This is a genomic window from Bradyrhizobium sp. BLXBL-03, from assembly GCF_051853015.1.
Classification (GTDB): Bacteria; Pseudomonadota; Alphaproteobacteria; order Rhizobiales; family Xanthobacteraceae; genus Bradyrhizobium; species Bradyrhizobium manausense.
On the sequence record NZ_CP182470.1, the window covers coordinates 1,578,928 to 1,591,057 of the forward strand.

Annotated in this window: 12 protein-coding genes; 10 read left to right on the forward strand and 2 right to left on the reverse strand. The window is 64.5% G+C overall.

The features are described 5' to 3' along the window. Window positions 1-21 precede the first annotated feature (21 nt). From ACNJX9_RS07545 to ACNJX9_RS07570, 6 genes are all read left to right on the forward strand, one after another. On the forward strand, window positions 22-717 hold the full coding sequence (locus ACNJX9_RS07545) for a PspA/IM30 family protein (RefSeq protein ID WP_439408322.1): 696 nt from the start codon (window positions 22-24) through the stop codon (window positions 715-717). A 40-nt stretch (window positions 718-757) separates the two neighbouring features. Then, a complete protein-coding gene (locus ACNJX9_RS07550) occupies window positions 758-1,033 on the forward strand; it encodes a YiaA/YiaB family inner membrane protein (protein WP_057752617.1) in 276 nt (91 codons plus the stop codon). Window positions 1,034-1,241: 208 nt separating this feature from the next. Then, a complete protein-coding gene (locus ACNJX9_RS07555) occupies window positions 1,242-2,306 on the forward strand; it encodes an amidohydrolase family protein (protein WP_057752613.1) in 1,065 nt (354 codons plus the stop codon). Between the two features lie 14 nt (window positions 2,307-2,320). Beyond that, the gene (locus ACNJX9_RS07560; protein ID WP_439408323.1) at window positions 2,321-3,433 is read left to right on the forward strand and encodes an amidohydrolase family protein; all 1,113 of its coding nucleotides are present in this window, start codon (window positions 2,321-2,323) and stop codon (window positions 3,431-3,433) included. A gap of 7 nt (window positions 3,434-3,440) precedes the next feature. Continuing rightward, complete coding sequence (locus tag ACNJX9_RS07565) at window positions 3,441-3,854, forward strand: Rieske (2Fe-2S) protein (protein WP_271620637.1); 414 nt, start codon at window positions 3,441-3,443, stop codon at window positions 3,852-3,854. 175 nt (window positions 3,855-4,029) lie between these two features. Then, window positions 4,030-4,236, forward strand: coding sequence for a hypothetical protein (locus ACNJX9_RS07570; protein ID WP_027562959.1), 207 nt, complete (start codon window positions 4,030-4,032; stop codon window positions 4,234-4,236). 9 nt (window positions 4,237-4,245) lie between these two features. Here the strand turns inward: ACNJX9_RS07570 and ACNJX9_RS07575 are convergent, their stop codons facing one another. Beyond that, a complete protein-coding gene (locus ACNJX9_RS07575; protein ID WP_439408324.1) occupies window positions 4,246-5,091 on the reverse strand; it encodes an SDR family NAD(P)-dependent oxidoreductase in 846 nt (281 codons plus the stop codon). Between the two features lie 186 nt (window positions 5,092-5,277). Between ACNJX9_RS07575 and ACNJX9_RS07580 the strand changes: the two genes are divergently transcribed. The 4 genes from ACNJX9_RS07580 to ACNJX9_RS07595 all read left to right on the forward strand — a co-directional run bounded on the left by ACNJX9_RS07580 (window position 5,278) and on the right by ACNJX9_RS07595 (window position 10,574). Further along, entirely contained in the window at window positions 5,278-6,774 is a 1,497-nt protein-coding gene (locus ACNJX9_RS07580; protein WP_057752604.1) for an aldehyde dehydrogenase family protein, read from the forward strand. A 117-nt stretch (window positions 6,775-6,891) separates the two neighbouring features. Beyond that, window positions 6,892-8,019 (forward strand): alkene reductase, encoded by a 1,128-nt coding sequence (locus tag ACNJX9_RS07585; RefSeq protein ID WP_439408325.1) that lies wholly within the window; start codon window positions 6,892-6,894, stop codon window positions 8,017-8,019. 246 nt (window positions 8,020-8,265) lie between these two features. Next, a complete protein-coding gene (locus ACNJX9_RS07590) occupies window positions 8,266-8,769 on the forward strand; it encodes a GFA family protein (RefSeq protein WP_057752601.1) in 504 nt (167 codons plus the stop codon). A 143-nt stretch (window positions 8,770-8,912) separates the two neighbouring features. Further along, window positions 8,913-10,574: a thiamine pyrophosphate-binding protein gene (locus ACNJX9_RS07595; protein ID WP_439408326.1), complete on the forward strand. Its 1,662-nt coding sequence runs from the start codon at window positions 8,913-8,915 to the stop codon at window positions 10,572-10,574. 116 nt (window positions 10,575-10,690) lie between these two features. Here ACNJX9_RS07595 and ACNJX9_RS07600 read toward each other — a convergent pair whose 3' ends face one another. Beyond that, window positions 10,691-12,070: an LLM class flavin-dependent oxidoreductase gene (locus ACNJX9_RS07600; RefSeq protein WP_439408327.1), complete on the reverse strand. Its 1,380-nt coding sequence runs from the start codon at window positions 12,068-12,070 to the stop codon at window positions 10,691-10,693. Window positions 12,071-12,130: the final 60 nt, after the last annotated feature.

Sequence of the window (12,130 nt, forward strand, 5' to 3'; positions counted from 1 at the left end):
GCTCATAACAGGGAGCAAGCAATGTTCAAGACCGTCGTCACACTTTTCCGCGGCAGCGTGGCCGCCGCCGGCGAGGAGCTGGAGGACCGCACCGCCCTGCTGATTCTCGACCAGCAGATGCGCGATGCGGCTGCGGCCGTCGAGCGCAGCAAGCGGACGCTGGCGCTGGCGATCGCACAGGATCAGCAGGAAGGCCGCAAGCTCGAAGCCACTGTCGCCCGAATCGCCGACCTCGAGACCCGCGCTGTGGCGGCGCTCGATGGTGGCCGCGGGGATCTGGCCAAGGAAGCTGCCGAAGCCATCGCGGGCCTCGAGGCTGACCGTGACGCGGCGTTGACGGCGAGGGCGCTGTTCGCAACCGAGATTGCCCGGTTGAAGCGCCATGTCGCGAGCGCGCAGGCCCGCATCACCGAGCTCGATCGCGGCCGCCGTGTCGCCCGCGCATCGGAGGCGGTGCGCTCGCTCCGTCGCAGCGGCATCGAGGCAGCGCGCCCTTACGAGTCTACGCTGCCCGAGGCCGAGAGCACCTTGCGGCGTCTGCGCGAGCGGCAGATCGAGGCTCAGGCCGCCGACGATGCGCTGGTCGAGCTCGATGCGGCCAGCGGCCCGCTCGCCACCGCCGAGAGACTCGCCGAGCAGGGCTTTGGCCCCCGGCTCAAGACAACTGCGGACGACGTGCTGGCCCGGTTGAAGTCCAAGCGCACACCGACTGCCTGATCTCGAGCCCACTCATCATCGGAACCAACAGGAGACGACCATGAACCAGAACGGCCAACCCCACAGTGGTGCCTGGGTGACCTTCACTTACGTGTCCTTCGCGGCCTCCGCCTTCCTCGTCGCCCTCGGCGTCTTCTTCCTGCCGATTGATCTCTGGATGAAGGGCTATCTCTCCATGGGCATCGTGATGCTGATCCAGACCTGCGTCACCTTGACCAAGACCGTGCGTGACAACCACGAGAGCAGCCGCCTCGTGAACCGCATCGAGGACGCCAAGGCCGAGCGGCTGCTGATGGAGGTCTCCAAAGCCGCGTGAGCCGAACGCCTGGAAGCGGCTTGCAATGTGACCCGGTGGGTGCCGGCGCATCCACCGCGCGTTCGATCCGCATATCGCGCCTGCGAAATGCAACCGAGCCATGACGGATCGCACAGGTCTGCGGCCTTGCGCCGCGGCATCGGCCGGAGCACTCTGCGCTGGCGGTGCAGAGAACGCCGCCAACAAAGAAGGCCCGAGGAAGCTTCCCATGGCGGTGACGCGGATCGACTGCGACATCCATCCGGCGGTTGGTGGCACGCGCACGACGCTGCTGCCCTATCTCAGTGATCACTGGAAAGAGCAGGTGGTCAGCCGCGCCATCGACGGCCTCGATCTTACTTCCTATCCGCCCAGCATGCCGCTGTCGGGCCGCGCCGACTGGCGGCCGGCCAATGGCACGAGGCCGGGTTCCGACCTCGCCATGGTGCAGAAGGGCGCCTTCGACCAGCTCGGCGCCAGCCACGCCATCCTCAACGTGCTCTACGGCGCCCAGGCCGTGTTCGATGCCTATATGGCTGCCGACTTCTGCAAGGCCATCAACGATTGGATCGCCGCCGAATGGCTGTCGCGCGACCCGCGCCTGCGCGCGTCGATTGTGGTGCCGATGCAGGCGCCGGATCTCGCGATCGAGGAAATCGAACGCCGCGCCGGCGACAACAGGTTCGTGTCCATCCTGGTGCTGGCGCAGGGCGAGACTTTGCTGGGCCGGCGGCATTTCTGGCCGGTCTACCAGCTCGCCGAGAAGTACAAGTTGCCGCTCGCGATTCATGCCGGCACGCAATATCGCCAGGCACCGAGCTCGGCCGGCTGGCCCTCGCACCGCTACGAATATTACTTTGTCGAGGCGCAGGCGTTTCAGGCGCAAATCTTGAGCCTGATCTATGAGGGCGTGTTCGGCAAATACCCTGGTCTCAAGGTCGTGCTGATGGAATCAGGCGTGAGCTGGTTGCCGGCCTTCATGTGGCGCGCCAACAAGACCTGGCGCGGCGTGCGCGTCGAGGTGCCCTGGGTCGAGCGCGAGCCGGCCGCGATCATCCGCGACAATTTCCGCGTCACCATGCAGCCGTTCGATGCACCGGGTGATGCCAGAAGCGTCGAGGCGATCATCGACCAGATCGGCTCGGAAAAAATGTTCCTGTTCGCGTCCGATTATCCGCATTGGCAGTTCGACGGCGACGATCCGATCCCGCCGCATCTGCCAAAGAGCATCATTGCGAAAATGTGCGTCGACAATCCGCTGGAGACGTTTCCGCGGCTGTCCCTGGTTAACTAGTTCAGGAGTTTCGCATGAGTGAAGTCATCGACCGCCCGCTGCGCGACGACGAGAAGCCCGCTGTTTCGAGGCTGCGCATCGTCGATTGCGACGTGCATCCGAGCCTGCATTCGCACGATGATCTCAACGAGTTCCTGCCAAAGCGCTGGCAGCAGCATCTGAAGGAATATGGCAGCCATCTGCGCACGCCCTATCTCTTCACCACGCCATATCCGCGCTCCTCGCCGTTGATCGCGCGGCGTGATGCCTGGCCGCCGACCGGCGGGCCGCCCGGCTCCGATCTCGCCTTCATGCAGAAGCAGCATCTCGATCCGCTCGATGTCGAGTTCGGCATCCTGCAGGTGCTCGATCTCTTCATCTTCTCGCAGCAGAATCTCGAATTCGGCGCCGTAATTCAGCGCGCCATCAATGATTGGCAACTGGCGTTCTGGTCGCATCGCGATCCGCGCCTGAAGGCCTCGATCCTGGTCGGGCAGGACGGGGTGGATCTGGCGATCGCCGAGATCGAGCGCTGCGCCAAAACGGGCGAATACATCCAGATCAACGTCTCGCCGCGCGCCAACGAGCCGCTGGGGCGCCGCCGCTACTGGCCTATCTACGAGCGCGCCCAGGCGCTCGACCTGCCGCTCGGCATCCATGTCGGCGGCTATGGCGGCCACGCGCCGACCGGCGGTGGTTGGCCGTCCTATTATGTCGAGGAGCATCAGTCCAACGCGCACACCATCGCGGCGCAGCTGGCCAGCCTCGTCATCGAAGGCGTGCCGGAGCGCTTTCCAAAACTGAAGATCGTGTTCATCGAGGGCGGCTTCGGCTGGATTCCGTCGGCGGTCTGGCGGATGGACCAGCATTTCGAGCGGTTCCGCAGCGAGGTGCCGCATCTCAAGCGCAAGCCGTCGGAATATGTGCGTGAAAACTTCTGGTTCACGACCCAGCCGATCGACGAGCCCGACGAGGCGCGGCATCTGCGTGCGCTGATCGAATGGGTCGGCATCGACCGGCTGCTGTTCTCGTCGGACTATCCGCACTGGGACTTCGATGATCCGCGCTTCGCATTCAAGACGCCGCTGACCGAGGCCGAGCGGAAGAAGATCTTCAGCACCAATGCACGAGCGGTCTACAAGTTCTGAGATTGGTATGGCCCGTCACATCGTCGCGTCGACTTCAGAGATCCCGCCCGGCGGCAACAAGGTCGTCGACGTCGCCGGCCGCGATATCGTCGTGTTCCATGTCAACGGGGAGTTCTTCGCGCTGCTCAACCGCTGTCCGCACGAAGGCGCGCCGCTGGAGAAAGCGGCCTGTGTGGCGCGGCTGACCTCGCCCGAGCCCGGCGTCTATGAGCGCTCGCGCGTTGGCGAGATGCTGCGCTGTCCCTGGCACGGCTGGGAGTTCGACATGCGCAACGGCCAGTCCTGGTTCGATCCGAAGCGTTTCAGGATCCGGTCCTATCCGGTCGCGGTGGAACGCGGCGAGGAATTGCAGAAGGGGCCGTATGTCGCCGAGACATTTCCGGTCCATGTCGAAGATAGCTATGTGATCGTCGAGGTCTGACCCCCCTTCCGTCATTCCGGGGCGCGCGAAGCGCGAACCCGGAATCTCGAGATTCCGGGGCGAGGCCGTGCATCGCCCCGGAATGACTTCGTCGGTCGCAATGTTTCAGCTTGCCGATTGTGATTCCAACGCAACTACGATATGGCTCTCGCGCTTCCAGAGGCGGAGACCAGCTTTGTCGAAACAATCCCTGCGTGAAGAGGCCGAGCGCCTGATCCGCGAATCGATGGAAAAGAAGACCATCGTCGTGAAGCAGGGCACCACCCGCATCGAGGCGGTCTGCGGCAAATGCGGCGCGCCAAACCGGGTCCAGGCGGAAAAAGGCCAGAGCCGCGTCAAGTTCGCCTGCAAGAATTGCGGGCACAAGCAAGAGACGCTGTAGGTTTCTCGCCTACTCCCCCTTCACGAACCTTGCGAACGCATCGGCGTAGTCCGGATGCCAGCGCGACAGCGGCGGGCGGTTCTCGACGATGTCGCCGGCGGCCCACAGCATGCGCTTCTCGTCGAGCGCGCGCGGCACGTCGTTGTCTGGGCAGAGGATATAGAAATCGCCGGCTTCAAGCCGCGCCATCATGAAATCCACCGTCTGCTCCGGCGTCCAGGCGCTATCAGGCTTTTCGGTGCGGCCCTTGGCGGTAAGGGCGGTGAACACAAAGCCGGGGATCAAGAGATGCGCGGTGATGTGGCAATCCCTGGTGTTGCGCAGCTCGTGCTGGAGCGCCTCGGTAAACGCCTTCACGCCGGCCTTGGAGACGTTGTAGGCGGGATCGCCGGGCGGGGTCGTGATGCCCTGCTTGGACCCGGTGTTGATGATCAGGCCTGCCTTGCCGCGCGCGATCATGTTCGGCGCGAAGATGCGCGCGCCGTTGATGATGCCCCACATGTTGACGCCGATGATGTGCTGCCAATGGTCCGGCTCGCCGAACATTGTGCTGCCCGGCTGGATGCCGGCATTGTTCATCAGGAGGTCCGTGCCGCCAAAATGCGCGCCCACGGCGCGTTCCAGTTCCGTCACGCTCTCGGTCCGGCTGACGTCGGTCACTGATGTCATCACGTTCGCCGTACCTGCGATCGATGACAGTCTTGTTGCGGCTTCCGCTAGTCTGGACTCATCGACATCGGCGATGCACACCTTCATCCCGGCGCGTGCGAACGCCGTAGCTGCGGCGAGACCGATGCCTGACGCGCCGCCGGTGATCACGGCAACATTGCCCTTGGCGATGACAGGATGCGGCATGGCTGTTCTCCGGGATCTGCTCTTGATCGTGCTATAGCATGGCATCGCGCGACCCTGCACAAGTCGGCATGGCAGGGCTTCGCTCCCCGCCGACTTTACGCCTTTCAGGCCTCGCTGTATTCTGCCTGACCTAACGATCCCGGCCAGATCGAGCCCATCAAAATCATAAACCCAGGGAGTGCAGACATGGCTGTGTCGCAGGCTATTCCGATCACGCGCCATCCGTTCGCCAACGGGTCCTACAAGCAAATGCTGATCGACGGGAAGTGGGTGGATGCCGCTTCCGGCAAGCGCTTCGAGACCCATAACCCCGCAACCGGCGAACTGCTCGCAACCGTTGCCGAAGGCGACAAGGAAGACATCGACCGTGCGGTCGCGGCCGCCCGCCGCGCCTTCGAGGGCCCCTGGAGCAAGGTCAAGCCGTTCGAACGCCAGAACCTGCTCTTGAAGCTCGCCGACCTCGTCGAGAAGAATTTCGACGAATTGTCGCAGCTCGATACGCTCGACATGGGCGCACCGCTCAGCCGTACCCGCGCCTATCGCCTGCGCGCCGTCGGCATGCTGCGCTATTACGCCGGCCAGACCACGGCGATTCACGGCGAGACCATCGAGAACTCGCTGCCCGGCGAGATCTTCTCCTACACGCTGAAGGAGCCTGTCGGCGTCGTCGGCGCCATCATTCCCTGGAACGGTCCGCTCACTGCGACGATCTGGAAGATCGGCCCGGCGATCGCGACCGGCTGCACCGTGGTGCTGAAGCCGGCGGAAGAAGCGCCGCTGACCTCGCTGCGCATCGCCGAGCTCGCGATGGAAGCCGGTATTCCGCCCGGCGTCGTCAATGTCGTGCCCGGCTATGGCGAGACCGCAGGCGCCGCGCTGGCCTCGCACCATGACGTCGACAAGGTCGCCTTCACCGGCTCGCATATCACGGGACAGTCGATCATTCGTGCGTCGGCCGGCAACCTCAAGCGCGTCTCGCTCGAGCTCGGCGGCAAGTCGCCCGATATCGTGTTCGCCGATGCCGATCTCGATGCCGCCGTACCGGGAGCGGCAATGGCGGTGTTCGCCAATTCCGGCCAGATCTGCAGCGCCGGCACCCGTCTGTTCGTCGAGCAGGCGATCTACGAAGAGTTCGTCGGCCGCGTCGCCGAGTTCGGCAAGAGGCTGCAAGTCGGCAACGGCCTCGATCCCAACGTGCAGATCGGCCCGCTGGTCTCCGAGCAGCAGCTCGAGCGCGTCACCGGTTATCTCGACATCGGCCAGAAGGAAGGCGCGCGAGCGCTCGCCGGCGGTGGCCGCGTCACCGAAGGCGCGTTGTCAAAAGGCTTCTTCGTTTCGCCGACGGTGTTCGCGGGCGTCCAGGACAACATGCGCATCGCACAGGAGGAGATTTTTGGCCCGGTCATCTCCGCGATCGCATTCAAGGACATGGACGAGCTGGTCAAGCGTGCCAACAACACCACCTTTGGTCTCGGCTCCGGCCTGTGGACGCGTGACGTCACCAAGGCGCATGCGGTCGCCAAGCGCCTGCGGGCCGGCTCGGTGTGGGTGAATTGTTACCAGGCGATGGATCCGGCCGTGCCCTTCGGCGGCTACAAGATGAGCGGCTACGGCCGCGAATCCGGCAAGCAGCACGTCGAGGAATATCTCAACGTGAAGGCCGTCTGGATCAAGACGGCGTAGGGCTTGTTCTCTCACGTTCCGCGCGAGGGAATGTCTGCTTTATGAGGGGCGGCGCCTTCTCCGGTGGCTGCCTCTCGCTATATGATCCGCATCCTTCCATAGCTATTCGGGGTCTTCATGAAGTTTCCGGCGTTGTTTCAACCGTTGCAGGTCGGTCCGTACAAGCTTGCGCATCGCGTCGCGATGGCGCCGCTGACGCGCATGCGCGCCGAGCGCGACGGTTTCGCCCCGCGGCCGCTCAACGCCGAATATTACGGCCAGCGCGCGACGAAGGGCGGCCTGATCATCGCCGAAGCCTCGCCGGTGCTGTCGCAGGGCCGCGGCAATCCGGCAACGCCGGGCATCTATTCGGAGGCGCAAGTAGCCGGCTGGCGCAAAGTGGTCGATGCCGTGCACGCCAAGGGCGGCATCATTTTCCTCCAGCTCTGGCATGTCGGCCGCGTCTCGCATTCCTCCTTTCACGGCGGTGAGCTTCCGGTCTCGGCCTCGGCGATCCCGATCAGGGCCGAGGGCATGAAGGCGATGACGGCCGACGGCAAGATCGCCGATTACGAGACGCCGCGCGCGCTGGAGACAGACGAGGTCAAAGGCATCGTCGAGGCCTTCAGGCAGGCCGCGAAGAACGCGCTCGCCGCCGGCTTCGATGGTGTCGAGATCCACGGCGCCAACGGCTATCTGCTCGAGCAGTTCCTGCAGTCACGCAGCAATCAGCGTACCGACCAATATGGCGGGTCGGTCGAAAACCGCACGCGCCTGCTGCTCGAGGTCACCCAGGCCGCGATCGACGTCTGGGGCGCGAGCCGCGTCGGCGTGCGGCTGTCGCCGCATGGCATCGCCAATGATTCCGCCGAGCCCGATCCGATGCCGCTCTACACCCATGTGGTGCAGGCGCTCGACAAGCTCGGCCTCGCCTATCTGCATCTGATCGAACCGCGCTCCAGCGGCGCCGGCCGCGCCGACGTTCATTGGGAGAACGTGCCCTCCGCCATGGTGCTGTTCCGCCCGCACTACAGCGGCGTGCTGATGACCGCCGGCGGCTTCACCGGCGAGACGGCAAATGCCGCAATCGCCGAAGGCCACGCCGACATCATCGCCTTCGGCCGCATCTTTATCTCCAACCCGGATCTGCCGCGGCGTCTCGAGCACGACTACCCGATCACGCCGTACAACCGCGCGACCTTCTATGGCGGCGAGGAGAAGGGATATACGGACTACCCCGCTTACGACGAGCTGACGCCGGCGTAGACACACTCCTTCGTCATTCCGGGGCGCGACGAAGTCTCGAACCCGGAATCCATCAGGGCGCATAGCTTGAGGTGGAATGGATTCCGGGCTCGATGCTTCGCATCGCCCCGGAATCACAGACTTGATTTGTTGCGCGACCGCACCCACAAATTCCGTTTGCGAGCGCAGCGAAGCAATCCGGAATCTTTCCGCGGCGACAGTCTGGATTGCTTCGCTGCGCTCGCAATGACGACAGAGAGACCTACCATGGCCAAAGCCGCAGCCGCCGCAGGAACCGCCACGGGCCAATGCCTCTGCGGCAAGGTCACCTTCGAGATCGACGTCCCCGCGCGCTGGGCCTGGCACGATCATTCCGCCGCCAGCCGTCGCGCCCATGGCGCTGCCTACGCGACCTATGTCGGCAGCTGGAAGAAGCGTTTTCGCATCACGTCGGGCGAGACCACGCTGGCCCGCTACGAGGACAAGGCGACCAAGACCGCGCGCAGCTTCTGCTCGCATTGCGGTACGCCGATCACTTATGAGCGCCCGCGCGGCCCGCACATGGTCAACATTCCCCGCGCCCTCTTCAAAGAGCGCACCGGGCGCCAGCCGCTCTATCACATCGCGATCGAGGAGCTGCAGGAATGGGCCTATACCGGCGAGCCGCTGGTGCCGCTGAAGGGCTTTCCGGGCGTGGTCTGGCAGCGCTCGAAAAAGAAGAAGCGCGCTAGCGGCGAGGATCCATTCGAACTCGGGCGCGAGGAGATGTAACGCCCCGCTCTCGTGCCGGGACACGATAGCGCAGTTCGCTGCTCACGCGCAACGCAGCCATGACCGCGCTTCCTTGCGCGCGCCCCGAAAGTTCGGCCATCATGTCTTCCGTCCTTGCGGCAACGTCCGCTCCTGGAGGAAACATGAAGAACAAGATCACCGGCCGTTCCGCCTTTCTCGCGCTGCTCAAGGACGAGGGCATCACGCATCTGTTCGGCAACCCTGGTACCACCGAGCTGCCGATCATGCATGCGCTGAAGGACCATCCTGACCTGACCTATGTGATGGCGATGCAGGAGAGCCTGGTGGTCGCGATCGCCGACGGCTACAGCCGCGCCTCCGGCAGGCTCGTCGCCTGCAACGTCCATGTCGCACCGGGCCTCGGCAACGCCATGGGCTCGCTCTACAACGCCCGGTTCACCGGCACGCCGATGATCTTGACCGCGGGCCAGCAGGAGCAGGGCCATGGCCTGATGGAGCCGGTGCTTTACGGGCCGCTGGTGCGCATGGCCGAGCCGCTGGTGAAATGGGCGGTGGAGGTGACGCGGCTGGAGGACCTGCCGCGCATCGTGCGCCGCGCCGCCAAGGTGGCGATGACGCCGCCGACCGGGCCAGTGTTCATTTCGCTGCCCGGCGACATCCTCAACAGCGAAGCCGGCATCGATCTCGGCCGCTCCACCCGCATCGACACGCGGGTGAAGCCGTCGGATGACGCGCTCAGAGCATTTGCCGCACGGCTGCTGAAGGCCGAGCGCCCTGTCATCGTCACCATGGACGAGGTGGTGAAGAGCGATGCGCTGAAGGAAGCCGCCGAACTCGCCGAGCTGCTCGGCGCCGCCGCCTATCAATCCTCGACGCCCTATGGCGCGCACTTCCTCTCGGAGAGTCCCGGTTTCGTCGGCACGCTGGCCCGCGTGCAGAAGGTCGCGCGCGATACGCTCGCGCCTTATGATCTCTTGATCGCGCTCGGCGGCGATCCCCTGCGCATGTCGGTCTATAGCGAAGTCGACGCGCTGCCTGATGGCCTCGGCATCGTGCAGATCGGTCTCGTCGACTGGGAGATCGCCAAGAACTACGGCGCCGAGATCGCGCTGAAGGCGGACGTGAAGGAAACGCTGCGCGCTCTGATCCCGGTGCTGAAGCAGATGGGCGGAGCGTCGCTGGCGAGCCGCGCGAAACAGCGCCTGGCCGAGCTTGCGCCGAAGAACTGGACAGCGCGGCGTGCCGCACTGGTCGAGCAGATCGGCAAGAGCGCGGGCCGCAACCCCATCGATCCTGACTATCTCGTACTGCAGATGGTCGAGGCGATGCCTGAGAATGCCATCCTCGTCGACGAAGGTCTCACCTCGAGCCGCCAGATCACCAACTTGCGTCCACACCGCGATCGCTATGGCTATCATGGCCTTGCCTCGGGCGGCATCGGCTGGGGCCTGCCGGCCTCGGTCGGCGCCAGCATCGCCAATCCGGATCGCCCGGTGGTGTGCTTCTCCGGCGACGGCAGCGCGATGTATTCGATCCAGGCGCTGTGGACCGCCGCGCATCACAAGCTGCCGCTCAACGTCGTCATCGCCAACAACGGCGGCTACCGCATCATCAAGCAGCGCCTGCTCGCCTTCCATGGCGACGACAATTATGTCGGCATGGATTTCGTCGATCCGCCGGTTGATTTTGCGGGCGTCGCGAAGGCGCTCGGCTGCGAGGCGATCAGGGTCAGCGATCCCAGGGAGTTGAGGGCGACGCTGGCGTCGGCGTTTGGCCGGCCGGGGACGAAGCTGATCGAGGTGATGGTGGACGGGAAGGTGTAGGATGGGCTCCCTCCACCGTCATTGCGAGGAGCCCTTGCGACGAAGCAATCCAGACTGCTTTTGCGGATACATTTCTGGATTGCTTCGCTTCGCTCGCAATGACGAGGAGGGCGCAACTACCCCGTCCTCCCCACCCGATACCCCGCCGCAGGATGCGGCGCGTCTAACCGCGCCCGGCCGTCGCCGAACAGCTTTTCCCGCAGCGTCCCCCTGGCGTAGTCCTTCTTGTACCGCCCGCGCCTGGTCAGCTCCGGCACCAGCATATCGCTGATCTCCTCGAAATCGCCGGGCGAGATCGCAAACGCAACGTTGAGACCGTCGACGTCGGTCTTCTCGAACCAGTCCTCGATCTTGTCGGCGACGCTCTCGGGCGTGCCTGTTACAACCGGGCCGGCACCGCCGATTCCGACATGCTCGATGACATCGCGCACGGTCCAGACGCGGTCGGGGTCGCCGCGGGTGACGTTGTCGAGCGCGCTGCGGCCGGCATCGTTCTGGACGTGACGGACCTGTTGGTCGAGCTCGTAGCCGGAGAAGTCGATGCCGGTCCAGCCCGACATCAGGGCGAGCGCGCCTTCCGGGTTGATATGCGAGCGGTAGTCGGCATATTTCGCCGCGGCTTCAGCCTCGGTGTTGCCGAGGATGATGGTCATCATGCTGAACATCAGGATCTCGGCCGGGTTGCGGCCGAGCCTGGCGGCTTGCTCGCGGATCGCGGCGACGCGCGGCGCGATGATCTTGGCTGACGGTCCCGACATGAATACGCATTCGGCGTGTTTTGCCGCGAATTGCCGGCCGCGCGGCGAGGTGCCTGCTTGATAAAGCACGGGCGTGCGTTGCGGCGACGGCTCGCTCAGATGAATGGTGTTGTTGACGCGGTAGTTCGCGCTCTCGTGATTGATGCGATGAACCTTTGAGGGATCGGTGAAGATGCCGCGTTTGCGATCGCGCAGCACGGCGTCGTCCTCCCAGCTTCCCTCCCAGAGCTTGTAGACCACCTCCATATATTCGTCGGCGATGTCGTAGCGCTCGTCATGTCCGGTCTGCTTGTCCTTGCCGGCGCCGCGCGCGGCGCTGTCGAGATAGCCGGTGACGACGTTCCAGCCGATCCGTCCCTCGGTGAGATGGTCGAGCGTCGACATCCGCCGCGCGAACGGGTAGGGCGGCTCGAAGGAGAGATTGCTGGTGACGCCGAAGCCGAGATGTTTCGTTACTGCCGCCATCGCCGAGAGCAGCAGCAGCGGCTCGTTCGACGGCGTTTGTGCTGCATTGCGTAAGGCTGCGTCAGGGCTGTTGCCATAGACGTCATAGACGCCGAGCACGTCGGCCAGGAACAGGCCGTCGAAACGGCCGCGTTCCAGCGTCTTGGCGAGATCGATCCAGTAGGGCAGGCGGTTATATTCGGCGGTGCGGTCGCGCGGATGGGTCCACAGCCCGGGCGATTGATGCGCGACGCAATTCATCGCAAATGCGTTGAGCCTGATTTGCTTGGCCATGCTGGTCCCTCGGCGCCCTGTACTGAGCGCTCTTTGAATGATAGACGTGCGCCCCAACTT

What these genes read in the sequence shown, in the direction of transcription:
- ACNJX9_RS07545 (WP_439408322.1), top strand. Translation starts at nt 22, where the DNA reads ATGTTCAAGACCGTCGTCACACTTTTCCGCGGCAGCGTGGCCGCCGCC.
- ACNJX9_RS07550 (WP_057752617.1), top strand. Translation starts at nt 758, where the DNA reads ATGAACCAGAACGGCCAACCCCACAGTGGTGCCTGGGTGACCTTCACT.
- ACNJX9_RS07555 (WP_057752613.1), top strand. Translation starts at nt 1,242, where the DNA reads ATGGCGGTGACGCGGATCGACTGCGACATCCATCCGGCGGTTGGTGGC.
- ACNJX9_RS07560 (WP_439408323.1), top strand. Translation starts at nt 2,321, where the DNA reads ATGAGTGAAGTCATCGACCGCCCGCTGCGCGACGACGAGAAGCCCGCT.
- ACNJX9_RS07565 (WP_271620637.1), top strand. Translation starts at nt 3,441, where the DNA reads ATGGCCCGTCACATCGTCGCGTCGACTTCAGAGATCCCGCCCGGCGGC.
- ACNJX9_RS07575 (WP_439408324.1), bottom strand. Translation starts at nt 5,091, where the DNA reads ATGCCGCATCCTGTCATCGCCAAGGGCAATGTTGCCGTGATCACCGGC.
- ACNJX9_RS07580 (WP_057752604.1), top strand. Translation starts at nt 5,278, where the DNA reads ATGGCTGTGTCGCAGGCTATTCCGATCACGCGCCATCCGTTCGCCAAC.
- ACNJX9_RS07585 (WP_439408325.1), top strand. Translation starts at nt 6,892, where the DNA reads ATGAAGTTTCCGGCGTTGTTTCAACCGTTGCAGGTCGGTCCGTACAAG.
- ACNJX9_RS07590 (WP_057752601.1), top strand. Translation starts at nt 8,266, where the DNA reads ATGGCCAAAGCCGCAGCCGCCGCAGGAACCGCCACGGGCCAATGCCTC.
- ACNJX9_RS07595 (WP_439408326.1), top strand. Translation starts at nt 8,913, where the DNA reads ATGAAGAACAAGATCACCGGCCGTTCCGCCTTTCTCGCGCTGCTCAAG.
- ACNJX9_RS07600 (WP_439408327.1), bottom strand. Translation starts at nt 12,070, where the DNA reads ATGGCCAAGCAAATCAGGCTCAACGCATTTGCGATGAATTGCGTCGCG.